Below are 23,805 nucleotides of genomic sequence, written 5' to 3' on the forward strand. Positions count from 1 at the left end.
ATGGAAGACCTCACAATATTTCAACGCTTTGGAATAACTGATGGCGAAAGGCAATTTGCGACAAGGGTCCAGATTGAACGGTTGTACAATGTGCCTAGAAAAACTCTATCGGACAATATCAAGGACCTTAAAAAAGATGGATTAATCAACGGGGCGAAAATCCGCCATGTTGCACAAGATGGAAAACAAAGGCTTCAAGAAGTTTTTGATTTAAACGAGGTCATTGCCATTGGGTTTCGGCTTCGATCTGATACTGCCATCCGGTTACAGAAATACGCTTCAAATCTACTTGTCCAAAGAATGAGAGCTATGACAGAGGAAAAGAGAACCCTTGAACTCGAGTTGTCTTTTGCATGGAACAAGTCGGATCAAAAGGATTTGTATCAATAATAAGCACACATATTAGAAAAGTGTTGAAGCTATTGCATAGAGCTTAGTAATTGCAATTGGTTCGGATAAGTAGATGATACTTTAGCTAAAACTTTGAAAAACAAAGTATATGGACAATTTAGTTACAATAAAGCAAGCATCAGAAATCTTGGCATGTACACCTGAATATGTTAGGCAGCTGTGCAAAGAAAAGAGGCTTACCCCGGTATCCACAATTCATCCAAGGTACTATTTCGATATGGATGAGGTATTGGAATTCCAGAAGACAATGAAGCCAACGTACGGCTCAAATAAGAAGTAAATAATGTTTACAAAAAAGTGTTTAAATGAACGGTTATACCCTTACGAAATCATGGTTCAACTTCTGCTCGGAAAACCCCGAAAAAATAAGGCCCAATCATACGGCTGTTTACTGTTTCGCGGTGGAGCATTGTAACCAGTTGGGTTGGAAGAAAAAATTCGGATTGCCATCAGCAATGACCATGGAGGTTATAGGGATTAAATCATACAACACTTACAAGAAAACATTCGAGGATTTGGTGGAATGGGGATTTTTTAAAGTAGTGGAACGAAGTAAAAACCAGTACACTGCCAACATAATTGCTTTGTCAAAAATTGATAAAGCACCTGACAAAGCAAATGCAAAGCACTTGATAAAGCAAGATCATAGCACTGAACAAAGCAATGATAGTATAATAAAACATGAAAAACCTAATAAACCAAAAAACGAAGAAACTGATGAAATTGATTGGTCTGCCTTTCTAGATTTTTTTAAAAAATTAACTGGTAAGAATTTAAAGAGTATTAGTGACAGTGCAAAAAGACAATTCAGGGTATTGTTAGAAGAAGGGTATGAGAAAAAGGATATCCTCAAAGCAATTATAAATGCCCAAAAAGACCCATGGATTAGTGAACGACCTCACGTACTGACTTTTGAATTCATTTCAAAGAAAGAAAATTTTGAACGGTACTTGAATTATGTTGAGAAGAAAGAGTTTAACCCAACGTCTAGAATCCCAATTGTATAAAATATAAGCACTCATAATGGAAGATAACCACAAAGTATTACTGGCATTTTTGACCAAACAGGATAGGGCACTTAGCATCATATACCGGAACATGGCTGCAGAACTGGCCCCAGTGCTCAGAAAATATAAGGCAACATCTTCATCAAGGTTGTGGAATCGGAACATGGGTATCAAAAGAAGAGTGGATGCCATTTTGGACAAGTACCAAAAAATCCTATTGGACCATATAACCGCAACCACTAAAACAGCATGGGACCTCTCAGATGACCACAATGATCGATTGGTTGATAACTACATTAAAGGAATCAATGTGCCCAAGTACATGAAAGAGCAGATGAAGAAGAGGAACCTCGAAGCATTCAAAGCTTTTGTAAAAAGGAAAGCAGGTGGTTTCACTTTATCACAAAGGGTATGGAACATTACCGAGGCCACACGTGCCCAACTTGATTATTTTGTGGCAGAGGGTTTGACGTCTGGAAGGTCTGCAGCGAAACTATCCATGGATATCAGGAGGTACCTTCAGAAACCTGAAAAGAGATTCAGAAGGTTAAGGAACCCCGAAACAGGTAAACTCATGCTTAGCAATCCGGCCAAAGATTATCATCCTGGTACCGGTGTTTATCGTTCCAGTTATAAGAATGCACTAAGGTTGGCCCGTAATGAAATCAATATTGCATACAGAACTGCAGATATCGAACGGAGAAAAAAATTACCATTCATTCTGGGAGTTGAGGTTCATTTAAGCCCAGCTCATGAAGTAAGGGATATCTGTGATGATTTGGTTGGCCTCTATCCAAAGGATTTCAAGTTTACTGGTTTCCATGTCAATTGTCTTTGTTACACCACGTCTCAATTAATGCCCAAGAATGATTTTATCAAATTCTTGAATGGTCAAAGGAAGGGATTAAAAAAGCCAGTTACAGGAATCCCCAAGAAGGCAAGTAGATTCTTGGACAAGAATGCTGATAAATTAAAAAACCTCAAATCACAACCTTACTTCCTTGCCGATAATTTCAAGGAGACGAAAGAGGGGTATGAACTAAAAATCTAAAAGACAAAATCATGGGAGCACCAAAGAACAATAATTATGCATTTGGAAACCCTGGCGGGGGTAGGAACTCATCATTTAAGCCTGAGTATGCTGATACTGCATACAAGCTTTGTTTGCTTGGGGCCACTGATAAGGAAATGGCAAATTTCTTCAATGTTTCCGAGACTACAATCAACAATTGGAAGAAGAATCATCAAGAGTTTTCTTTAGCCCAAAGGAAAGGTAAAATGGTGGCGGATGCAGAAGTGGCAGAAAGGCTATATCAAAGGGCTGTTGGGTATGAGTATGAAGAGCGCAGAGAACAATTAGACCCGAACACAAAAAAACTAGTAAAAATTACCACTATAAAAAAGCATGTAGTTCCAGATGTTTCCGCTCAATTAACATGGTTGAAGAATAGGCAGCCCAATAAATGGAGGGACTCCAAGAATATTGACCATACCGCTAGGGGTGAAAAGATTGAATATTCTAGGGAAGAATTGATGGATGAAATGAAACGGATATTATCCGGAGATGATGAAGAGTAATCCTCGTTAAAGTAACTAAAAGTAACATACTATGAGTTTAACATCGAAACAAGCAGCAGAACTGGGGAAAAAGTAATCCCGAAAGGGTGTGCCCAATAAATCGACCTCGGAAATCAGAGATTCTTTTCAAAAACTGATTGAAGGAAAACTACCAAAATTATCCAAGTGGTTGGATGAGGTGGCCAAGGACAATCCAGAAAAAGCATTGGATATCATTGCAAAGTATGCCGAGTTTGTTTTGCCAAAATTACAGCGAAGCGAGATATCGGGAACAGCCGGGGTGGAGCATGTGGTAATGACCCAAGAGGAACGCACCAAACGAATCAAGGAACTTTCTGAGAAGTTATTAAAATCATAAACAATTAAATCAACACTATTATGGCAGCGAAAAAGAAAGCAGAATTTAAACGAGTCTTAATCCACGAGGACAAAAAATTATTTGAGGATTTTCAAAAACAGTTCAAACAATACAAGCCGTTGCTTGAAAACTTGAAAACCGAATATGAAAAACTTGAAATGGGACCCTTTTCCAATAAGACTTTCAAAGATCTCTTAAAGGGAGGTATAGTGCAATTTAAAAAGGTTTATGAAGCCTTTATCGATAAAGAACTCGATAAGGGTGGCACAACATCGCTTCAATCTGTTAGGAAGCGCTTAAAGCGTGGTTTAGAAAATAATCTGTCGGGACTATCCAGCAGTTTGGACAAGTTGAAGAGGTTTGAGCCACGTTATAGCAAATATCGAGGTGTAAGTGATAGGTTGGACATAAAATATATTTCCTACAACGACAAGTTGATGGTATTCTGGATTAATCGCGAAGACTCCGAAACTCTGAAGGAAGATCGTTGTAGGACTTATATCGAAAGTGAACAAGAGAAGCTTGCCTATGATTCCTTGGAAAAAGTCCGAAAAGCCTATTTGGAATTTATGGAAAACGCAAAGCCTTTTAGGGGTGTAGGAAGCTTTGATATGGGGGAGTTGAAGTATTTGATTCCCATGGGTGTGAATAGTGATAAAAACCCTCAAATCAATACAATTCAATTCAAGCAATTTGTGAATAACGGGAAAATATTCGCGGGATTTGACATGACTATGGCTTCAAGAAAGGCCAAGGATGGCATTCAATCTGCTCCAAAATCGAATAGCCTTCATTCTTCTGATGTATTAGATAATATCTTGGATAACTTTTCGTAATCATTAATAGATGCAACCTTGTGGATTTCGCCTTTGTATTCAATATATCCATAAGGTTGCTCATTACCTTTTTTCCCATGGAAAAGATCACGGACCTCCACATCAAGTTCTTTGGCAATGGCAACAAGTAATTCAGCTTTGGGAAAATGTGTTCCGTTCAATATGTTACTAATGCTGGCGGGTGTAACACCTACCGCACTGGCAAGTTTTTTTCCGGTGATGTTTTTGTCCTTTAAAATCTCCCTGATTCTCAACAATTCCATGGTATAGATGTTTGAAACAAAGGTATAAATATTTAGTGTAGCTATAATAATTGTCGATGAAATGATAGTTTTATTTGTTTATTGTTATAGTGATACTTAGATTTGATGTATAAAAATTTAGAAAAACTATAATAAAATGAAAAAATCCACTTCTAAAACGGCAAGCAACATGAAAAAATTATCAACTGACTCGTATTGTGAAGCATACGGTAAGCTTGAGGCTTCTTTGGAAGAAGCAAAGAAAAAGGAGGCCGAAAGTTCTATTTTACTACAGAATTCAATGGATAGATATTTTAAAGTTCGATAAGCTCCGGCTCCATAAAAACAACCAAAACCCCTTATTATTATTAGGGGTTATTTTTTGGTTGACAATCAAGTTGATATAATGGGCCGGTCAAGCCTGAAAATTCAATAAGAACATCAAAACAAAACTATTATGAGTAAAGAAAAGGACTTTAAAAAAATTATGGGCGCAATGAATAAAATCAATGGCATGATGTCCGTTGAGGTTAGAGAAAGAGCATTGGATAGTGCAACTAACCTTATTTCCAGTCTAAACGAATCAATGGGAGAAGCCCAATCCCTAGAAGGGCAAGAAAGGATTGAGGCGGTCACAAAAATAAAAGAACAACTATTGACCGTGTTGATCAACAGTAATGCATTTGGGAAATGGATTCCCAAAGAGCATAATGAAGTATTGAAGGAAGAAATGTGGAAAATCCTAAAAGCTGACTAGATTCCTTTAAATCTTCCTTCAAACTGACTTTAGAAATTGATTTAATGATCAATCGGTACTTATAGCCTCATCATATTCTGTATTACATTTTTTTATTTCCTGCCCGCTTGTGTGGTAACAATTGCATCTATCCAAACATGCAGTGTCTCCATCCAAGCTACCAGTATTACAATTTGATCTACACTCATTCAAATCATCTCCAATTTTCGGGCGGTCCTTGCAAGAGCTAGCCAATGCTATCAGAAATACTAAAGTGGCAACGTAAAAAACAGCTTTTTTCATAAGGATAATTTTTAGGGTTAAAAATTAATTAGTCAAGCGGGTCAAATGAATGGACCCAAATCCTTGTTGGGGGAAGCAAATTGTGGGGGAAAGAATTTTATGATTTCACATTTAAAGTTAGCAAAAAATAATTAAACACTTGAAAATGAGATGCGTAAGTGTGTTTTCGATTTAAAAGTGCTGCAACTACCGAAAACAAAAGAGTAGATGCCACAATCCATAAAGGGCTTCGGTTAATTTTAGCAACAATCCATTGAAACTATTGAAAACAGTGGTGTTGAGAAGGCATTTCGCAATCTCCAAAAGCTAATTTTAATAAAAACCAGGCTTAACAATGGTCAAAGGAGATAACAGTTTATATTTTGCTACCGGACTTGATAATTCTGGACTACGCTCAGGCGCACTTGATACCGTTTCCATCATCCAGGGCCTATCCGGTAAGATTTCAAAGATTAATCCATTCGCAGCTTTGGCAGTTGGTGCTACGGCTGCTTTTGCTACAATAGGGAATGGGGCTTACAATATGGCCAAGGATTTTGAGCAAGCCATGAAAGAGGTTGCCACTATATCGGATGCCGTACAAGAGGATTTCCAAGGGATTTCAAATTCTGTGTTCGACCTTTCCAAAATAACCCCAGACGGTCCCGAGAAATTGGCAAAAGCGTATTACCAGATAGTATCTGCCGGATATGATGGGGCTAAGGGGTTGAAGCTTTTAGAGGTGTCAGCTAAATCCGCTATTGCCGGGGTTACCGATACGATTACCTCTGCAGATGGATTGACCACTATTTTGAATTCCTTTAATATCGAAGTCGAAAAGTCCGATGAGGTTGCCGATTCACTTTTCAATACGGTAAAACTGGGTAAAACCACCTTTGAGGAACTTTCTTCCAATATTTCCCAAGTTGGACCAATTGCAGCCTCTTCCAATATTCCACTAAATGAGGTATTGGCCACTGTAGCATCTTTGACCAAGCAAGGTGTGCCCACGGCCCAAGCAATGACACAAATCAGGTCTGCAATTGTAGGATTGAATGAATCTGGAAGGTTGGACGGTACCAAGACTTTACAGGAAAACATGCAGGCCCTTTACAACACTTTGGAAGGGAACCAAACTTTGATACAAGGGGAGATTGGTAGGATTGAAGGAGTGCAAGCCATTTTGGCCATAGCAGGAAAGAATGCTCAATCGGCTAACAAGGATTTACAGTCGTATCAAAATACTATTGGTGCCACGGAGAAAGCTTTTCAGGAAATGGCCACTTCCAATGTCAATCAGTGGGCTATACTCAGAAATCGTATCAAAGCCACAACGCAGGGCATTGGGGACACTATTTTGGAGTTTAGCAGCGAAATAGCCAAATTTTTCAATGATGCCTTAGAGCCTTCGGATAGGGTTATTGAGAACCTCGAGAAAGAAAGGTTGAAGCTTCTGGAATTGGAGTCCAGAATCAAGGATGCCAATACCACAAATGAGGACAGGGTAAAGTTGATTGATGAACTTAGGGACAAATACCCTGACCTTCTTAAAAACATTGATTCCGAGAAAGTCAGTAACAAGGACCTGACCAAATCGATAAAGGAAATCAATGAGCAGCTGATTAACAAAATCATATTGCAAAGGCAAGATGGAAAGATAGGTGAGCAAAATGAGGACATTGCATTAAAAAGGCTCGATTTGCTCAAGCAGGAAGATGAGGTCCGTGAGCAGCTTGTGAAAATAGCGGAAAGGGAAGGCAAGACCATAAAGGATAATGCTACCCTGGTAGAGCAAGGAAGGGATTTGCTGTCCCAGTTTACCGATGAGCAACTCAGAGGGGGTAGGCTCATTAACCCACTTGTTGAGTTTGGCTTTCAATTAAGTGAGCTAGTAAACATCCAAAAATCCTTGAACTTTGAAGAGGAAAAAGGCGCAGACCTATTGAGGGAGCGTGAGGAACTGGCCAAGCGTTTGGGTATTACCTTAAAGTCATCAGGTGGCGGCACAAACGGAACCAATGATGAAAACAAACCAGACCCGGGGCCTGATGAACCCGATTTAGTTACTTACGAGGAATATCTCCAAAAGAAAAGGGAACTATACCAAGAGTATGAGAATTACGTAAACCAGGTTGGAAAGGATAAAGCAGATGAGCGCTTCCAGAACCTTTTGAAAGAAGGCAGTGATTACGGGGAGTTTTTAAGGGACCAACTGGCCAAGGTAAAAAACTTTGAAAAAGAAAGAGCAGTCATAAATGCTGCAGCGGATGCCAAACTCAGATTGACCCGTGACCCACTGGAAAAGGTTGAGGTGGAGATAAAACCCATCGTTACTGATGTTGAGGTTGATACCCAGTCCATAAGGGCAATAGAGCAAAGGTTGAAAAAGTTGAATGAGGCCTATGAAAAATCCCAGTCCGATGCTGAAAAGAAAGTACTTGGGGAGAAAATACGGATTGAACAAGAAAAGCTTGAGGTTGCCAACAAGTACAGGAACCAAGAGGCTGATTTATATGATGATCTTACAAGAACTGTTTCGGAACTGAACAATAAAGAACTTCGAAACTATATCAAATATTGGAGAGATAGGCTCAAAGTTGCCAAGGATGGTTCGCAGGAAGCTGCTGAGGCCGAGGGCAAGATAATGGAGGCGCAAAAACAAAGGGCCGATAATATTTCCTATACCACCCAACAGATATCCGGGGTCCTTGGGGAAGCCTCTTCCCTTTTCAGAAAATTTGGAGAAGAGGACGTTGCTCAGTTATTGGACCAATTGGCAGGAGTTGCAGAAGGGATAGGTCAAATTGCATCCGGGGACCCACTCCAAATGATACAAGGTTCATTAAAGGTTTTGAACAGCGCTATTACAGTGGAAGTGGTTTCCGATACAGCAAAATTTGAAGCTGCCATCGAAGACCTGGAAAAGGCCATTGACCAATTGGATTATGTAATCTCCAAAAGTTTGGGTCAAGATAAGGTTACCAGCAGGAGGCAGGCCATTAAGGATTTGGAGGACTTGGAACGTCAGGCGGATTTAGCCTATGAAGCAGAACTCGAAGCCAGAAAACAAGTCAAATTGTTAGGCATTACTATTGGTAAAAAAGGTTCTGGTTCTGGTACCGACCCGGCAAAGCTTGAGGAATTGGAGCAGCAAGCGGAAGAGGCCAGAAGGAAAGTTGTTGAACTTCGAAATGAAATCAATGAGCTCTACACTGGTGCGACTTCAACTACTTTGGCAGATAGCATAATCGAAGGCTTCAAGGAAGGGAAAAGGTCTGCAGCCGACTTCGCGGAAACCTTTGAGGAAATGATGCGGAATGCGATGTTTGAAGCATTGAAATTAAAGTACCTGGAGAAAGCCTCGAATGATTTCTTTGACCAGTTTGGAGCACTTGCCGGGGACGATAACGGACTTACTGCAGGGGACATCAATGCATTGAGGAACTTGGCTGAGAATATATTCTCAAATTCAGTTAACGAATTGGAGGCACTGGACAGTATTTTGAAAGATGCCGGTATTGCTGGAGGTACTTTTGGGGGAAATCAACAAAGGGGATTGGCGGGAAGTATCTCTACCATAACACAGGAAACGGCAAGTATCATGGCTGGAACCCTCAATAGTATAAGACTTGATGTAAGGGAGGGCGTGGAAATTGCCCAACAGAATACCGAATATTTATCTCAGATCGTTATCAATACTTCACTACTGGAAAAGCTTGATCCCATTGATAGGAAACTGGGTAATATCGAGTCAGTTTTAAATCAGTCTGAGGCACAGGGATTTTGATTAAATTGAAAATATTTTCTTTGATTTGTCCCATTCTGTCTTCATGATCTCCCTAGAGATTTCAACTATGTCTTTAAGTTTGGCCTCTACTTTTTCCTGGTTAATATCTTGGACGTTTTCTATAAGATAGAATTTATCAATGGCATCCATGATTTTAATCAAATTCGCATGACTTTTTTCATTTGGATTTAGAAGCATACGGATTTTGTTGGAGTTTAAATGGTATTTAGAATGTTGTTCTTCATACCTAGTATAAGCTGTCTCATCTGAAAAGCCTAATTTTTTAAATCCATCACCGCTTTCCAGATATAGTGTTGAACGAAGTGCAGAATCATAGTAATCACATAGAGCTGATCGCAAATCTTCAATCCACTTAATTCGAGCAGAGGAAACAACATTTGATTTAACTTGATATAATGCTACTAGTCCAGCTATCAATGCTATTATAATAGTAATAATGCTTTGGATGAATTCCATCTTTTTAACTTATTAGGAGAGAGTGAAAACATGAATGTAGATAATTTTCCCTTCTTTTAGATGTGAAAATTCATTTTTCGCAAAAACCAATGGGCTCAGTCTTTGGGGACTGGGCCTTTTTTGTTGGGTAGGGATAAAACTTATTATTCAGTTTTTAATTGTTCTTTGAATTTTTCCAAGTCGAGCCGTGAAATGATATAGTCCCTTCCTGTCTTGGTGGCCTTTAGCTTTACGGTTCTACCTCCAATCTTTTTGCCATTGGTAATGTACCTGATTATTGTGACTTTGCTTACGCCAATCTTTATAGAGGCGTCCTTAGAGCCGAGTTTTTCATCCCTCAGCATTTCCTCTTTATATTTTTCCACCGCTGCATCAGCTGCTACAATGGCCACTTTCTTCATCAATTTGTCCATATAGTCCAAACGCATTGTAATTGTGTTTCCCACTATTGAATAATCTGTTTCCATATAATGGTTTTTCTTGACTTTAATGTAAAATTTAAAAATGACTTTCATCATAATCGTACATTAAAGTGTTAAGGAAATATCTATAAATGTTAAAGAATGATGTATTTCATCGATTTTATGTTTAAAAATCACTTCGAAACATCCATATGATCAACTAGTCCCGTACTTGTTTCAGAATTTATCATAAAAAAGAAATAATAAAGCGTATATCATTTATTAAGAGGCATTTTTATTAAAAATAATTCAATATAGAATTAATTTGTTGATAGATTCAGAATCAGGCGCCAAATCGATTAATTGTTTTAGTATCAATTATTAACCCTTAATTCACCTAGTTATGTTTGCGAGAACACTTACATTCAGAATTATCTTTGTCCTTTTTGTTTTTATGGTTTTATCATTGGTCATTACTTGTTTTAATGATTCAAGGAACGATAAAAACTTTGAACCCTCTATTGATCAAATAGATAATAATTTAACTTCCTTAGTTCAAGGGAATGTAGAATACATGCAGGAGGGAACAATTGAAGTTGAATTTTTGCCAGATGCATCTCTTATCTTACGACTTACAGATTGTGAAAGAGATAATAAAGCAGCATTCGATGAGCTATTAAACGGTTATAATGAGTTTTTTGTAACCATAGATGAAATCATTAAGGATTGTGTTGCTAAAAATCTTGATCCAAGAAAGTTTAATCCTGGTGTTAAATCCAATTTAGTTGATTTGTATGCTATGAGGCAAGATTTAATGACCCAACGAGACCATGATTTAAAAGCTCTACGTCAAGAAATAAAAGAAGCTTGTTACCAACCACATGAAATGATTGCCCAAATCTATATTGATGCAGCAATTGCAAAGTATACAAAAGGGGTCTCTCTTATACTTCCAAAGTATATGACTCATATTGACGCACGAGATATTCTTAAAGGCGAGATTGTTGGTGGGAAAAATAGTGTGGCTTATAAGTTAAGAGATGATTTTCTAAATGGTTTGGGAATCAATAACCCAAATAATGACGTTTATATCATAATAAAAGATCCCGTTAAAAAAACTACGGAGATATTTGAAAACGCAACTGGGATTAGGTTATAATACTTTTCCAAGTTCCTTGAAAAATCACCTGCCATCAATTGGCAGGTGATTTTATAGTTTAGGTACAGTAAAATGAAAAGTACAGTAATATTTATGGTTAAAATTCTGTAAATCGGAGTCTTGATTTTTTAAAATGACTGTACGATTCATTTTTAGATTAGGGTGCCAATATAATTGTGAAAATACTGTTAATTAGGGGAATGCTTCATTTTCGCATTGTACAATTCATTTTGCCAATCTTAGACAGTTCAATTACACCCGTCTCCAATAATTGAATCGGTAGATATTTAATTCATTAAAAAGTGTAAGCTGGTTGACAATATGGTTGATATAGTTGTGGATTGAGAGTTCAAACGATTAAAACTCACTGCTATTAAGTTGAAAAGTGGTTACTTTATGTAGGTCAACTTGTGTACAGTCTAATAAATCTTGGTTGAAAATAACAATATTCTTACCGGATGGATGCAAGGAACTTGCAAACCGAACCCCACTTGCACCGGTATATATCCTAATGAATTCGCAAATGTATTGAGTAGGTATGTACTCAATTTCGGAATCATAACGTCTCATAGGTTTAGATAAATCCTTACTGACCTTTTCCCTTAATAATTTACCCATAATAGTTTCTTGAATCATTTCTGGCTGGAATAGAGGGGTGTCTTCAGTAAAATCTACAATGTTAACAAATTCATTATTTTGTTTAAGTTTAAAAGAGGCAATACTGAGTTCATCTAAATAGGATGCTCGAACCTCATAAAGTACCGTTTCTTGATTATCACATAAGTACAGATATGGTATTCCTAAGGGGTTTGCCCTTCCTCCTTTTGCATAATCCCGGGTAGGGGCATACATTTCACTATGGTTATAAGCTTGATCTCCACTTCGGTGATGAACCCTAGCTCGAAATAGGGTAGTGTTGCTGGTCAATCTGTATTGAGTATTGAAAAAGCCATCCCAGCCCAATTCAAGAAGCTGATCTAAATTAGATAAAAATCGATGAGACCATTTCAATTCGTGCTTTAGTGTTTCCCAATACCCATAGTTGTTGGTGATTTCCTGAATGTAATCTACTGGAGTGTTAGCATTGTGTATAGAGGTGTTGAGTTTTGGCAACAAATAATTCAAGATAGTTTCCGCAACTTGGTGATCAGAAAAGAAACTCCAGTTACCCTGAATTTTATTTTTTATACTATCCCCCGAATCTACTGGAGTATAATTGTCCATAAGCTCCTGAAAGAAATCCATCAGCTCTTTGAGGTCCATGGTTGGCTGGTTCTGAGCATTGCAAACTTTACAGTTTTCTATGGTGGTTGATGCAGAAATAAATGCCTTTAGTTCAGTATCTGCAAAACAACTTGGACAAACTTCCATGGTTTAATGATGGGTTAGGTAGTTTTGAACAAGAAGAAGATGATTTTTAATACTAATTTTTTTCACAGTTCCTAATCCAGGATAATGTTGACGGTCATAATAATCTTCTAACTCCATAATGGCAGCATTGTTCAGGCCATTGTCCCTGCAAAAGGTAACTGCCTTTTCAGCGGCTTCGGCGAATTTCCCCTGTACGTTGGATATTGAATCATTAGTATGCGATGTGAAGTGTCTTATCCATATTTGGTTGTCTTCTTTCATGTAAGTAAGATGAATAACAACAGCCCTTGGTGTACTCCCGCTGTCACTATATGCACTAGGGAGAACTGTATAATCAGAAAAACCATTGAAGCTTTCATTTGCATAGTGAAGATGTTCTTCAGAAAATCGATGTTCTTGAATGTCTAGGAAATCACTATTTCTCTTTTGCTTTTCAAAAAAGTCGTCCAATCTGACATAATTCTTATCCAATCCCCTGATATATCTATTTAATGCCCTGTTTCTACCTGGGTCTTCCACAACAATGGTTTGTATCGACGGTAATTCTGCTAAGGATATAAATTGTGGGTCGTCAGGATTAATGTCATTCTGGCAAACTAGCATACAGTTATCCAATCCGAAATTCGCTATTGATTCCTGAATGTAATTAGAATTGTTTCTGTAGTAAAATGCTCTGCCAATAGGGAAATCACTGGTTTGAAGATAATCCAAAAATACATTATGGTCCCCTGGTAAGTCTCCAACCAATGGATTCATAATAAGTATTGCATCTTGGTGTGTATCTGCAAAAATGGAAAGCGCAATGTTCAAATTATTGAATGATTCCTTGACTGGTTCTAATATTGGAATAATCGTGCCCTGGGAAATACCAGCTTTTGCTATATCTCGTAACGCTATTAACTCAAATTGACGCGCTCTAAGAAGTGGATAATACATGGTTAGGTTTGATAGGTAATTTAAGATGCTCCATCAATGCTTTCCTTTCCGTTTTTGACAATTTCAGGGCAAGACTTATTTGATTGAATTCTCTATAATGCTTCTTGTTGAGGGCAATGGATTTTTGTCTTGCCTTCATAAATGAAATAAAATAGGAATTTAGTTCATCATTTGGAATTTGCAGAATTAATTCCCTGCATTTTTCAAATTGGTTGAAACTAGTCATTTTAGGCAACTTTCCAAAGTGTGATTTGACCAAATTTTTGTACTCATGTGTATGAAGCACCTTCATAATTGTGTTTTTGTCCACGGTTTGGTTTGGGATGGCTTTGTGAATGACTTTAAATTTTTCAATAAAATTGGGCTGGTAGACAATAATTCCTATTTCTTTTCCAATATGTTGATATTGATAAAGTTTAGATTCTGGTAGTACCAAATAGATTTCATTGAATGCTCTTTGATAATTTTGCAGTTGAAAATCTAAACGTTTTGCGGAGTCCATTTCTGTTTTTATTTCAAAAACTTTTGAAGTTCCATTGAACATTGCCAAATCTGCCACGGCATTTCCTACTCTGAATTCAGAAAATATTTGTGAGTTAGTGGAGCTAATTTCTTTTATCAAGCATTCATTTAAAAAACTGTTCTTAAAAATATATTCATTTTGGTAATGACTTTCAAGAACTTTGTATACGTAGCGAAGGTATTCTACATAAGTTGAATTATTCATTGTCAACCATTCCTCATCATACCTATATATTTTTTGGTAAATTGAGGTAAAATCATTTTTAAACCATGATTTCACCTGATTTCTGGAGAACAAAGTGGAATAATCCCTTAATTGATTTGTCGTGAAATTAGAAGCCTTAGACATGATACAAAGTTAGCTCATAATTTTAGATATCTATGTTGTTGGGAAATTCAATGCTCTACCGTTTCTCAGAATTCGTTCTACCAATATCCTCCATTATTAAATTCAATACGTATTTTTAATTCATTGAATTTCCATAATGAAAAACATTACTTATTTGTTTGGTGCCGGGGCTAGTGCCCAGGTATTGCCAGTCGTAAGGAACATGCCCAAAAGCATTGCTGATGTGGCTAAGGTAATTGAGGACTATTCCAAAATATTGGTTGAGGAAGAAATAGATATCCAACCAATTCCAAAAGGGAAGACCAATCTTCAGCTTTTGAATCAGCTTTTGAATCAGTTCAAATGGATGCAGGAAAAGGCCAGTTCACATGCTAGTATAGATACCTTTGCCAAAAAACTTTCCATAAACAATGAGCACAATCAACTCAGGAACCTCAAGGTTGCAATGTCTGTCTACTTTACCATTGAACAGAGTCGTCAAAGATTCGATAAAAGATATGATACGTTTTTCGCATCCGTGCTAAGCAATTTTGGGGAAATGCCCCAGAACCTAAAAATCTTGAGCTGGAATTATGATTCACAGTTCGAGATGGCATATTCTGAATACAATAACAGACTAAAAGACATTGGTGACAACGCTTTAGGACTGAATATCCAAACAAAGCATCTTTTGAAAAGACGTACAAATGGCTTTTCACTATTAAAATTAAACGGCACCTCCAGCTATCATCCATTACGTGGTTATCAAAATGGACAATATGCAAATTCGCTAAGAGAATTGGATAATCACTTTTTTTCCGAAGTACTTATAAACTTTGGAAGGATGACCTATTCAACGGACATGGCCCCAACATTGTCATTTGCCTGGGAAGGTGAGAATAATACTAATCTTGAAATAGTGGAGATGGCCCAAAGAGAAACTAATCAAACAAACGTGTTAGTTGTGGTCGGATATTCATTTCCATTTTTCAATAGGGAAATAGACCGCGCAATCCTAAATTCGATGGAAAATCTCGAAAAGATATATTATCAGGATATGAATGCTCATCAATTGAAAGCCCGATTGTTATCTATAAAGGAGAATATGGATGGCATTGAGGTAATTCCTTATACCGAAGTTGATCAATTTTTTCTTCCGTATGAATTGTAGTAAATTTTCTTTAAAAGGGAATTTTTTGTCAACCATATTGTTAACCAAAAAACAAAACCCCCGCAATCCTTGTAGATGCGAGGGTTTGTGGTGGTACCTCCAGGAATCGAACCAGGGACACACGGATTTTCAGTCCGTTGCTCTACCAACTGAGCTAAGGTACCAAGCTTTATTAAGCGGGTGCAAATATAATTTCAAAATTAGGATATACAAACAAAAACCCGAAAAAAAGGTTTTGATTTTTTTCAATTACCGATCTTTGTAATATGAATCTGGTTATCGACATAGGGAATACACTGATCAAATATGCTGTTTTTCAGAACAGCAGGATAATCCATGACCATAGTTTTGAATCTGGATTGTTTCTATCCAAGATAAGGGAGTTGTTCGAGAAATATCCGCAAATCAACAATGCCATACTATCTTCGGTAGGTAAATTGGACAGAAAAGAAAGGGATGTAGTTGCACTTTTTTGCAAAGTACATGTACTTACCAACAATTCAAAAGTCCCTTTTAAAAATAGTTACGCTACCCCCCAGACCTTGGGTGTGGATAGGTTGGCTTTGGCTGCGGCGGCCTACCACCATAACCCAAGAGGCAATACTTTGGTGATTGATGCAGGCACTTGTATCACTTATGAGATGGTAAATAATTTCGGCGAGTATGTAGGTGGGGCAATTTCACCAGGTGTTAAGATGAGATACAACGCTATGCACAACCAAACGGCCGGCCTACCTTTGCTCAATCCAAACGATCTTTTAGATTTTATTGGTAACTCAACAGAATCGTGCATGCACAGTGGTGTAATTAATGGTGTAACACAGGAAGTGGACGGGGTAATCGACCAATATCAATCTCGTTTTCAAGATTTAACAGTTATTTTAACAGGCGGAGACTCCCATTTTTTTGCCAAAAGGTTAAAAAACACCATATTTGCGAACTCCAAATTTCTCTTGGAGGGGCTAAATTGCCTACTGGAATACAACACAAACTGAATGATTAAAAAAATTCTGATTGCTTTTTTCTGCGTTACCGCCCACGGCCTGTTCGCACAAAATGGAACAATTTCCCCATATTCCTATTTTGGTTTTGGAGATAATAGGGATAATGGATCTGTGGATAACCAAATGATGGGAGGGGTGAGTATGTATGGAGATAGTATCCATATTAACCTGACCAATCCAGCGGCATACTCCAAGCTTAAATTAACTGCATATACCGCAGGAATTTCCCATAAAGAGTACACGCTTAAGGACTGGAGCGAAGAGCAAAACACATCGGTAACAAATTTGGACTATCTGGCTATTGGTTTACCCTTGGCAGAAAATATGGGTTTTGGTTTTGGGATCATGCCATATTCATCGGTAGGGTATAGCTTGAATTCTACATCCATTAATGGTCAGGGAGCGGAAGTGACCAATGCTTTTACTGGAGAGGGAGGATTAAACCGACTTTATGCTTCAATTGGTTTTGAACCTATCAAGAATTTAAGTTTGGGAATTACCGCCAACTTCAATTTTGGAACCTTGGAATATGAAAGAGCCCAAAGTGTGGAGGGTGTCCAATTCGGAACATTGGACAATCGTAAATCCAAAATTAACGGGTACGATTTTAAATATGCCCTGAATTATAATCCGACAATCAAGGATAAATATACTTTGTATACATCCATAATAGTGGATACACAAGGGAACTTGATTTCTAAAAACTCACAATCCATCGGATCTTTTTCCCTTTCAACCGGAAACAATGTGGAAGTGGTTGATGTAAACCTCGATGCTTCTAACTTGCGGAATACCGAAATAAAAATACCTACTAGAACAACGGTGGGTCTTGGGTTTGGAGAAAATAAAAAATGGTTTTTAGGGGCAGAGTACAGTTTCCGACAGGCAAGTGATTTGGAAAATGGATTTCTTGCATTGGAAAATGTAACGTACAATGATGCGAGCACATATGCTTTTGGAGGCTATTGGGTCCCGGATTACCGCTCGCTTTCGGGGTATTTCAAAAGAGTCACTTATCGCGCTGGATTAAGGTACGATGTTAGTGGTTTGACCGTGAACAACAAAGAGATAAATAATTTTGGCATAACTTTTGGATTAGGATTACCATTAGGAACAAACTTCTCCAATCTTAACTTAGGTTTTGAACTGGGAAGACGTGGAACAACTGATGCAAACCTTATAGAGGAAAGTTATTTCAAAATCAACGTAGGCTTATCGTTAAATGATAGATGGTTTAGAAAGAGAAAAATAAATTGATAGGCCCTTTTTTTAAAAATTTGATAAATAACCACCCATAGAAGGTCCTGCAAGAGGATTTTTTAATGAAAATTTGTACTTTAACAGCTTTAAAATTAGTAAGATGAGAAAGAGACACTACTTAACAATGATAATGGTCACCATGTTCGCGGGATTAAGTATGGCACAAGCACAGAACCCCGAGTGTATGACCAATCTGTCAATTTATGCAGAACACGTAAAGGTAAAAAACTATGATGCGGCTTACGAGCCATGGAAAATGGTTTACGAAAGTTGCCCGGATATCAATAAGGCCAACTTCTCTTATGGAGAAAAAATTTTGAAATCCAAGGTAGATAATTCATCAGGAGCTGAAAAAGATGCCTACATCCAAGATTTATTGGATTTATATGACAACAGCTTGAAATACTTCCCTACTAAATATAGTAAGGCAGGCGTTGCAATAGATAAGGCACTTTTGCTATATAAGAACAAAATGGCCTCCGATGAGGAATTGTTCAATATGTTGGATAAAGGTTTCCAAGGCGATCAGGCCAATTTTAACCACCCTCAAGCTTTGTACCTATATTTTTCTAGCTTGGTAGATTTGCACGATGCTGGTAAAAAAGACCTTCAGGATGTATTTAACACCTATGATGATGTTACTGCTAAGATTGAAGAGGAAAATAAGAAGCTGACAGCAACAGTTACTAAACTCCTTCCGAAAGATTCTTTGGGTACCATAACTTCTAAAGAAAAAAAGCAACTTAAAGCAGCTACCGTAAATTCGGAATCCTACGGTAAAGTGGCAGGCAGTGTAGATGCTAAATTGGGTGCACTTGCAGATTGTGACAATCTTATTCCACTATATGAAAAGAGCTATGAGGAAAAGAAAGGTGATGTAAAGTGGGTGAAGCGTGCTGTTGGAAGAATGTTCTCCAAAGAATGTACGGACGACCCAATGTTTAAAAAGTTGTTTGAAGCTCAGTTGGCTTTGGACCCATCTGCCGATGCATACATGTACGGAGGTGTACTTAAACAAAAATCAGGAGATATGAACGGTGCTCTTGCTGACTTTAACAAGGCAGTAGAGTTGGAAACGGATTCTTACAAGAAATCTGAAATTTTATATAAAATTGCAACCACGGTTAGAAGGGGCAGCAAATCACAGGCAAGAAGCTATGCGCTTAAAGCTATTGATGCTAACCCAGCTAACGGTAAAGCGTATTTGTTGATTGCCAACCTTTATGCGACCAGTGCCAATGCATGTGGTAGCACTCCGTTCGAAAAGAGAGCAATTTATTGGAAGGCTGCCGACATGGCAAGAAAAGCCGGTAGGGTAGATCCCGCTTTGAGTGGTCGTGCAAGTCAAACTGCGGCTAGTTATGATGCCAAGGCCCCATCCAAAGAAATGATTTTCAGCTCAGGAAAAGCTGGTCAGACCATTTCGTTCAGCTGCTGGGTAGGAGGTAGTGTTAAAGTACCTAGTCTGTAGTGTGAAACGAACATCAGAAAATATTTTAATGAGCTTTGCCACGGTTTTTACCGTGGCAATCCTTTTTATATCCTGTGGTGATGATTACGAAAGGGTCGGGGAGGAAGCCGTAAAACCTTTGTTTCCGCAAGGCGTGGCGCAAAATTTTACTTTGACCTATACCGAGACCATGGAAGCCATGGGCACCCAAGACTCTGCAAACTCAAGGGTAATGGCCGTTCTCACCAGTCCGTTGTCCGAAGATTTTGATAACCAAAGATTTAAATTCCGTACCTTTCCCAAAGGACTTCAGGTTGATTTCTATGATGAAAAAAACCAAAGAAGTGTAATTATAGCAGATTATGGGATTGTATATTCCCAGACCAATTTGATAGATTTGCAAGGAAATGTGGTCATTGAAACCCACGATGGCAAAAAATTGGAGACTGACCAATTGTTTTTTGACCAAAAGAACAATTGGATTTTTACCGAAGCAGCCTTTAAATACACAAATCCAGAGGATGGAACTGTAATGGATGGCGAAGGAATGGACTTTAATAAGGATTTTACTTTTTTCAAGGCCAACAAAACCTTCGGTCTAATGACGATTAAAGAAGAAGAATAGGATGATCAAGATTTTAAGATACACAGAATACCTTTACTTGGCCGTAGCCGCCATTTCGATATATAAGATTGCCACACTTTGGAGCGTAAATCCAAAGGATACTTACATTTTCATCTTCTTTGCGGTGGTCTCCACTGCAATGTTTGCTTTTAGGAGAAGATATAGAAAGCGTTTTGAACAGCGACAAAAGGATAATCAAAAATAACATTGGATTCCTCCCTAATAATCATAGTTCTCTCTCTGCTGTTTTCAGCATTTTTTTCTGGAATGGAAATTGCCTTCGTTTCCGCTAATAGGATTCATATTGAAATAGAGAAAAAACAAGAGGGCTTTTTGGCCAAGGTATTGACATGGCTCACCGATAAACCCTCAAAGTTTATCGCTACCATGCTTATCGGCAATAATATCGCCTTGGTAATCTATGGTCTCTTTATGGGGGAAATGCTTATGGATTGGTTCCAAGGTATACTTCCCACAGAGTATCAATTTTTAAATGTTTTGTTGTCCGATTTCAGTTTACTTTCCCAAACTGTGATCTCAACATTGGTGATACTGCTAACGGCGGAATTTTTGCCCAAGGTGTTCTTTCGGATATATTCCAATGCCCTGCTAAAAATATTTGCTGTTCCTGCTTATTTCTTTTACCTCTTGTTTTCTGCCATATCATGGTTCGTTATCAAAGTATCGGATTTTATCCTGAAGGTATTTTTTAAGACCGAAGGGGATGAGGTCCAACTCTCCTTTACAAAACTTGAACTCGGGGATTATATTACGGAACAAATGGAAACGGTAGAGGAAGAGGACGACGTGGATTCCGAGATTCAGATTTTCCAGAATGCACTTGAATTTTCTACGGTTAAAGCAAGGGAAGTAATGGTGCCGCGCACGGAAATTACGGCCGTTGATCTGAGCGAGACCCCAAAAAATTTGACCAAACTCTTCACGGAAACGGGTTACTCCAAAATTTTGATTTTCAAAGAAAGCATCGATGAGATTATCGGGTATGTCCACTCTTACGAGTTGTTCAAAAAACCCAAGACCATCAAAAGTATACTACTTCCTGTGGAATTTGTGCCCGAAACCATGCTTATTCAAGATATCTTGAATGTGCTCACCAAAAAAAGAAAAAGTATGGCCGTAGTTTTGGATGAATATGGGGGCACATCCGGTATATTGACCGTGGAGGATATTATAGAGGAACTTTTTGGGGAGATTGAGGACGAACACGATTCCACCGATTTATATGAAGAGCAATTGAGCGAGAACGAGTATAAGTTTTCGGCCCGTATGGAAGTGGACTACATAAATGAAAATTATAAACTGGAGCTTCCGGAAGGGGAAGAGTATGAAACCTTGGGTGGTTTGATCGTAAACCAAACCGGTGAAATACCTGAACAGGATTCAGAGGTGACCGTTGACAATTTTACCTTTAAAATTTTGGAGGTGTCCAACACCAAAATAGATTTGGTAAGTGTGAGCGTTCATACTGAAGATTAATAATTTCCACCCCTTTTTTAGCTTTCCTATTTGAAAAGAAAGTGGTATTTTCGCCCACTGAATTTAAAGAAAACAAGCAGTAAAATGGCAATATTAGAGAATATTAGAAAACGGACAACAATTCTTATTCTGATAATTGGTTTGGCGTTGTTCGCATTCGTAATATCGGGAGTATTCAGCAGTAACAATTTTTCTGGTGGAAAAGTAGGCTCTTCGGTTGCAGAAGTAAATGGGGAAGATATTTCCATAGATGAATTTAGGGCTCAGGTAGAAACAGCCTCCAGAAGATATGGATCCACTGTTACTTCTACACAGTTGGTGAACATGGTGTACGACCAAGAGGTCAGAACAACCATTTTAAACCAACAGTTCGAAGATTTGGGAATAGATGTGGAAAGTGATCAAATTATTGATTTTGTCAGAACTTCGGGTTATGCACAAATTCCCGATTTCCAAGATGAGAACGGAATATTCAACGAACAAGTTTTTAAAAGTGCCATTGCTGATTGGAGAGCAAACGATCCTTTGCGTTACGATGCTTGGTTGCAGGATGAACAATCCATTATCCAGGCCGCTAAGGAGCGTATGTACTTCAATTTGGTTAAAGGAGGGGTGACTGCTACCCTAACGGAAGGTAAACTGGATTACGACATGGCAAACGATAAAGTTGATATGCAATACGTTCGTATTCCATATACTTCCATTCCAGATAGTACTGTTGAAGTTTCCAAAAGTGATATTCAAGCATACATTAACAACCACAAGGCTCTGTTCAAACAAGATAAAGCCCGTGATATTCGTTTCGTATACTTTGAGGAAAAGCCTTCTGCAGAAGATGAGAATACGGTAAAGGAGGGAATCATGGCTCTTATGGATGATTCTGTAGAGTATTCAGAGGCAAAAGACGCCAACGATACCATACTTGGTTTTAGAAATACCAATAATATGGCCGCATTTCTTGACAGATATTCCGATTCTAAATTCGATACCATTTACAAGGCCAAAAGAGATCTTCCTTCTGTAGTGGCAGATACATTGATGGCCATGAGCGTTGGGGAAATCTATGGCCCTTATAAGGATGGAGATTCTTACAAAGTGTCCAAAGTAATGGACAGGAAAGAAGATGGAACCGTAAAAGCAAGCCATATCCTAATTACTTGGGAAGGAGCAGAGCGTGCCAATCCATCCATTACCAGAACCAAAGAAGAAGCCAAGGCTGAAGCCGAAAGGTTATTGGCAGAAGCTCGAAAAGAAGATGCTGTATTTACAACTTTGGCAAGAGATAATTCTGATGGTCCTTCCGCTCCTCGTGGAGGTGACCTTGGGTATTTCCAAGAAGGCGTTATGGCAGATGAGTTCAACGATTTCTGTTTTGGAAATCCAACCGGAACCGTTGGTTTGGTTGAAACACAATTCGGATATCACGTAATCAAGGTAGACGATAAGCAAGATATAATTCAAGTGGCTACTTTGGCAAGGGAAATTGAGCCGTCGGAAGAGACCATCAACACTTTATTTACCGATGCCACCAAATACGAAATGTCCGTAATGGATGCGGAACCAGAAAATTTTGGTGACATTGCAAGAGAAAGCAATTATACTGTTCGACCTGTGAACAAAATCAAGGAGATGGAAGAAAACCTTCCTGGTCTAGGTTCTCAGCGAAGTGTTGTACAATGGGCTTTTAATGATGATACCAGTGTTGGGGATATTAGACGTTTTAACGTAAACAATGGTTATGCCGTAGTGCAACTGACAAAGAAGTACCAAAAAGGTCTTATGGCTCCTGAGGATGCCTCTGCAATCGCATTGCCAGCGATTAGAAAAGAGCTTAAGGCCAAACAGATTATCGCTGCAAACCAAGGAAAAGCTATGGATGCTATTGCGTCGGACAACAATATTAGCCAAAGTACTGCTTCTGCAGTTACTTTATCTTCACCGACCATACCTGGTGCAGGTAGAGAGCCCTTGGTAGTGGGAACGGCGTTTGCCCTGGATGCGGACCAGACTTCTGACCTTATTGAAGGAAACACGGGTGTATTTATGGTTAAGGTTACCAACAAAACAGAAGCGGCGGATATAGAGAACTACAGTACCTATGCACAAGGCTTGCAGACAAGTGCCTCCGCAAGGGTTAATGGAGCAGTCTACAATGCTTTGAAAGATAAAGCCGAGATAGAGGATAAAAGAGCTATTTTCTACTAGTAGAAGAATATTAGATAATAATAAAAGCCTCCTTTAGGACTATCTCATAAAGTGTGTAAATAGAAAATTAGCGGGGGCATGCCCCCGCTAATTTTTTGTCTAATTTTAAATATTTGCACATTATGAAGAAAGAAGAATTGTTCAATGACGATTTCCTGAAGC

General features: G+C 38.4%; 25 protein-coding genes and 1 tRNA gene. 19 read left to right on the plus strand and 7 right to left on the minus strand.

What is annotated here, in order from left to right:
• The 7 genes from ACQQ5U_RS08110 to ACQQ5U_RS08140 all read left to right on the plus strand — a co-directional run bounded on the left by ACQQ5U_RS08110 (position 1) and on the right by ACQQ5U_RS08140 (position 4,190).
• Positions 1-390 carry a hypothetical protein gene (locus tag ACQQ5U_RS08110; RefSeq protein WP_437396631.1) on the plus strand — a complete coding sequence of 130 codons (390 nt, stop codon included), beginning with the start codon at positions 1-3 and terminating at the stop codon, positions 388-390.
• A 109-nt stretch (positions 391-499) separates the two neighbouring features.
• Positions 500-691: a helix-turn-helix domain-containing protein gene (locus ACQQ5U_RS08115; RefSeq protein ID WP_437396633.1), complete on the plus strand. Its 192-nt coding sequence runs from the start codon at positions 500-502 to the stop codon at positions 689-691.
• 139 nt (positions 692-830) lie between these two features.
• Positions 831-1,418 (plus strand): hypothetical protein, encoded by a 588-nt coding sequence (locus ACQQ5U_RS08120; RefSeq protein WP_437396635.1) that lies wholly within the window; start codon positions 831-833, stop codon positions 1,416-1,418.
• Positions 1,419-1,434: 16 nt separating this feature from the next.
• Positions 1,435-2,469 (plus strand): hypothetical protein, encoded by a 1,035-nt coding sequence (locus ACQQ5U_RS08125; RefSeq protein WP_437396636.1) that lies wholly within the window; start codon positions 1,435-1,437, stop codon positions 2,467-2,469.
• Positions 2,470-2,480: 11 nt separating this feature from the next.
• Positions 2,481-2,996 (plus strand): terminase, encoded by a 516-nt coding sequence (locus ACQQ5U_RS08130; protein WP_437396638.1) that lies wholly within the window; start codon positions 2,481-2,483, stop codon positions 2,994-2,996.
• Between the two features lie 88 nt (positions 2,997-3,084).
• Positions 3,085-3,354, plus strand: a complete 270-nt coding sequence (locus ACQQ5U_RS08135) for a hypothetical protein (protein ID WP_437396639.1) — start codon at positions 3,085-3,087, stop codon at positions 3,352-3,354.
• A gap of 20 nt (positions 3,355-3,374) precedes the next feature.
• The gene (locus ACQQ5U_RS08140; protein ID WP_437396640.1) at positions 3,375-4,190 is read left to right on the plus strand and encodes a hypothetical protein; all 816 of its coding nucleotides are present in this window, start codon (positions 3,375-3,377) and stop codon (positions 4,188-4,190) included.
• Here ACQQ5U_RS08140 and ACQQ5U_RS08145 read toward each other — a convergent pair.
• The gene (locus ACQQ5U_RS08145; protein WP_437396641.1) at positions 4,145-4,453 is read right to left on the minus strand and encodes a helix-turn-helix domain-containing protein; all 309 of its coding nucleotides are present in this window, start codon (positions 4,451-4,453) and stop codon (positions 4,145-4,147) included. The two genes, ACQQ5U_RS08140 and ACQQ5U_RS08145, sit on opposite strands and share 46 nt — an antisense overlap.
• A gap of 136 nt (positions 4,454-4,589) precedes the next feature.
• Here ACQQ5U_RS08145 and ACQQ5U_RS08150 point away from each other — a divergent pair, with 136 nt between their 5' ends.
• The 3 genes from ACQQ5U_RS08150 (at position 4,590) to ACQQ5U_RS08160 (ending at position 9,237) form a co-directional block, all read left to right on the plus strand.
• Entirely contained in the window at positions 4,590-4,760 is a 171-nt protein-coding gene (locus ACQQ5U_RS08150) for a hypothetical protein (RefSeq protein WP_437396642.1), read from the plus strand.
• A gap of 129 nt (positions 4,761-4,889) precedes the next feature.
• On the plus strand, positions 4,890-5,189 hold the full coding sequence (locus ACQQ5U_RS08155) for a hypothetical protein (protein WP_437396644.1): 300 nt from the start codon (positions 4,890-4,892) through the stop codon (positions 5,187-5,189).
• Positions 5,190-5,805: 616 nt separating this feature from the next.
• On the plus strand, positions 5,806-9,237 hold the full coding sequence (locus ACQQ5U_RS08160; RefSeq protein WP_437396646.1) for a phage tail tape measure protein: 3,432 nt from the start codon (positions 5,806-5,808) through the stop codon (positions 9,235-9,237).
• On the opposite strand, the gene ACQQ5U_RS08165 is transcribed toward ACQQ5U_RS08160, so the two are convergent.
• On the minus strand, positions 9,238-9,714 hold the full coding sequence (locus ACQQ5U_RS08165; protein ID WP_437396648.1) for a hypothetical protein: 477 nt from the start codon (positions 9,712-9,714) through the stop codon (positions 9,238-9,240).
• A gap of 143 nt (positions 9,715-9,857) precedes the next feature.
• Entirely contained in the window at positions 9,858-10,181 is a 324-nt protein-coding gene (locus ACQQ5U_RS08170; RefSeq protein WP_437396649.1) for a hypothetical protein, read from the minus strand.
• Between the two features lie 337 nt (positions 10,182-10,518).
• On the opposite strand from ACQQ5U_RS08170, the gene ACQQ5U_RS08175 reads away from it, so the two are divergent.
• Positions 10,519-11,274, plus strand: coding sequence for a hypothetical protein (locus ACQQ5U_RS08175; protein WP_437396650.1), 756 nt, complete (start codon positions 10,519-10,521; stop codon positions 11,272-11,274).
• 357 nt (positions 11,275-11,631) lie between these two features.
• Here the strand turns inward: ACQQ5U_RS08175 and ACQQ5U_RS08180 are convergent, their stop codons facing one another.
• From ACQQ5U_RS08180 to ACQQ5U_RS08190, 3 genes are read right to left on the minus strand one after another with little or no spacing between them, the layout of a single operon-like run.
• Positions 11,632-12,645 (minus strand): RES family NAD+ phosphorylase, encoded by a 1,014-nt coding sequence (locus ACQQ5U_RS08180; RefSeq protein ID WP_437396651.1) that lies wholly within the window; start codon positions 12,643-12,645, stop codon positions 11,632-11,634.
• Between the two features lie 3 nt (positions 12,646-12,648).
• On the minus strand, positions 12,649-13,581 hold the full coding sequence (locus ACQQ5U_RS08185) for a sce7725 family protein (RefSeq protein ID WP_437396653.1): 933 nt from the start codon (positions 13,579-13,581) through the stop codon (positions 12,649-12,651).
• Entirely contained in the window at positions 13,562-14,452 is an 891-nt protein-coding gene (locus tag ACQQ5U_RS08190) for a sce7726 family protein (protein ID WP_437396654.1), read from the minus strand. Before ACQQ5U_RS08190 ends, ACQQ5U_RS08185 begins: the two co-directional genes overlap by 20 nt.
• 136 nt (positions 14,453-14,588) lie before the next feature.
• Between ACQQ5U_RS08190 and ACQQ5U_RS08195 the strand changes: the two genes are divergently transcribed.
• Positions 14,589-15,602, plus strand: coding sequence for a hypothetical protein (locus ACQQ5U_RS08195; protein WP_437396656.1), 1,014 nt, complete (start codon positions 14,589-14,591; stop codon positions 15,600-15,602).
• An 88-nt stretch (positions 15,603-15,690) separates the two neighbouring features.
• Here ACQQ5U_RS08195 and ACQQ5U_RS08200 read toward each other — a convergent pair.
• Positions 15,691-15,766: transfer RNA gene (locus tag ACQQ5U_RS08200), tRNA-Phe, on the minus strand.
• A gap of 102 nt (positions 15,767-15,868) precedes the next feature.
• On the opposite strand from ACQQ5U_RS08200, the gene ACQQ5U_RS08205 reads away from it, so the two are divergent.
• The 7 genes from ACQQ5U_RS08205 (at position 15,869) to ACQQ5U_RS08235 (ending at position 23,643) form a co-directional block, all read left to right on the plus strand.
• Positions 15,869-16,597, plus strand: a complete 729-nt coding sequence (locus ACQQ5U_RS08205; protein ID WP_437396658.1) for a type III pantothenate kinase — start codon at positions 15,869-15,871, stop codon at positions 16,595-16,597.
• On the plus strand, positions 16,598-17,863 hold the full coding sequence (locus ACQQ5U_RS08210; RefSeq protein ID WP_437396660.1) for a hypothetical protein: 1,266 nt from the start codon (positions 16,598-16,600) through the stop codon (positions 17,861-17,863).
• 103 nt (positions 17,864-17,966) lie between these two features.
• Positions 17,967-19,337: a tetratricopeptide repeat protein gene (locus tag ACQQ5U_RS08215; protein ID WP_437396662.1), complete on the plus strand. Its 1,371-nt coding sequence runs from the start codon at positions 17,967-17,969 to the stop codon at positions 19,335-19,337.
• Position 19,338: 1 nt separating this feature from the next.
• A complete protein-coding gene (gene lptC, locus ACQQ5U_RS08220; protein WP_437396664.1) occupies positions 19,339-19,941 on the plus strand; it encodes an LPS export ABC transporter periplasmic protein LptC in 603 nt (200 codons plus the stop codon).
• Between the two features lies 1 nt (position 19,942).
• Entirely contained in the window at positions 19,943-20,146 is a 204-nt protein-coding gene (locus ACQQ5U_RS08225; protein ID WP_437396665.1) for a hypothetical protein, read from the plus strand.
• A gap of 2 nt (positions 20,147-20,148) precedes the next feature.
• The gene (locus tag ACQQ5U_RS08230) at positions 20,149-21,438 is read left to right on the plus strand and encodes a hemolysin family protein (protein WP_437396667.1); all 1,290 of its coding nucleotides are present in this window, start codon (positions 20,149-20,151) and stop codon (positions 21,436-21,438) included.
• An 84-nt stretch (positions 21,439-21,522) separates the two neighbouring features.
• The gene (locus tag ACQQ5U_RS08235; RefSeq protein WP_437396668.1) at positions 21,523-23,643 is read left to right on the plus strand and encodes a peptidylprolyl isomerase; all 2,121 of its coding nucleotides are present in this window, start codon (positions 21,523-21,525) and stop codon (positions 23,641-23,643) included.
• Positions 23,644-23,805 lie beyond the last annotated feature (162 nt).

It is taken from the genome of Flagellimonas lutimaris, assembly GCF_051494225.1.
Taxonomy (GTDB): domain Bacteria; phylum Bacteroidota; class Bacteroidia; order Flavobacteriales; family Flavobacteriaceae; genus Flagellimonas; species Flagellimonas lutimaris_A.

Coding starts and splice junctions, on each gene's coding strand:
- ACQQ5U_RS08110 (WP_437396631.1), top strand. CDS start 1: ATGGAAGACCTCACAATATTTCAACGCTTTGGAATAACTGATGGCGAA.
- ACQQ5U_RS08115 (WP_437396633.1), top strand. CDS start 500: ATGGACAATTTAGTTACAATAAAGCAAGCATCAGAAATCTTGGCATGT.
- ACQQ5U_RS08125 (WP_437396636.1), top strand. CDS start 1,435: ATGGAAGATAACCACAAAGTATTACTGGCATTTTTGACCAAACAGGAT.
- ACQQ5U_RS08130 (WP_437396638.1), top strand. CDS start 2,481: ATGGGAGCACCAAAGAACAATAATTATGCATTTGGAAACCCTGGCGGG.
- ACQQ5U_RS08140 (WP_437396640.1), top strand. CDS start 3,375: ATGGCAGCGAAAAAGAAAGCAGAATTTAAACGAGTCTTAATCCACGAG.
- ACQQ5U_RS08145 (WP_437396641.1), bottom strand. CDS start 4,453: ATGGAATTGTTGAGAATCAGGGAGATTTTAAAGGACAAAAACATCACC.
- ACQQ5U_RS08150 (WP_437396642.1), top strand. CDS start 4,590: ATGAAAAAATCCACTTCTAAAACGGCAAGCAACATGAAAAAATTATCA.
- ACQQ5U_RS08155 (WP_437396644.1), top strand. CDS start 4,890: ATGAGTAAAGAAAAGGACTTTAAAAAAATTATGGGCGCAATGAATAAA.
- ACQQ5U_RS08160 (WP_437396646.1), top strand. CDS start 5,806: ATGGTCAAAGGAGATAACAGTTTATATTTTGCTACCGGACTTGATAAT.
- ACQQ5U_RS08165 (WP_437396648.1), bottom strand. CDS start 9,714: ATGGAATTCATCCAAAGCATTATTACTATTATAATAGCATTGATAGCT.
- ACQQ5U_RS08170 (WP_437396649.1), bottom strand. CDS start 10,181: ATGGAAACAGATTATTCAATAGTGGGAAACACAATTACAATGCGTTTG.
- ACQQ5U_RS08175 (WP_437396650.1), top strand. CDS start 10,519: ATGTTTGCGAGAACACTTACATTCAGAATTATCTTTGTCCTTTTTGTT.
- ACQQ5U_RS08180 (WP_437396651.1), bottom strand. CDS start 12,645: ATGGAAGTTTGTCCAAGTTGTTTTGCAGATACTGAACTAAAGGCATTT.
- ACQQ5U_RS08185 (WP_437396653.1), bottom strand. CDS start 13,581: ATGTATTATCCACTTCTTAGAGCGCGTCAATTTGAGTTAATAGCGTTA.
- ACQQ5U_RS08190 (WP_437396654.1), bottom strand. CDS start 14,452: ATGTCTAAGGCTTCTAATTTCACGACAAATCAATTAAGGGATTATTCC.
- ACQQ5U_RS08195 (WP_437396656.1), top strand. CDS start 14,589: ATGAAAAACATTACTTATTTGTTTGGTGCCGGGGCTAGTGCCCAGGTA.
- ACQQ5U_RS08205 (WP_437396658.1), top strand. CDS start 15,869: ATGAATCTGGTTATCGACATAGGGAATACACTGATCAAATATGCTGTT.
- ACQQ5U_RS08210 (WP_437396660.1), top strand. CDS start 16,598: ATGATTAAAAAAATTCTGATTGCTTTTTTCTGCGTTACCGCCCACGGC.
- ACQQ5U_RS08215 (WP_437396662.1), top strand. CDS start 17,967: ATGAGAAAGAGACACTACTTAACAATGATAATGGTCACCATGTTCGCG.
- ACQQ5U_RS08225 (WP_437396665.1), top strand. CDS start 19,943: ATGATCAAGATTTTAAGATACACAGAATACCTTTACTTGGCCGTAGCC.
- ACQQ5U_RS08235 (WP_437396668.1), top strand. CDS start 21,523: ATGGCAATATTAGAGAATATTAGAAAACGGACAACAATTCTTATTCTG.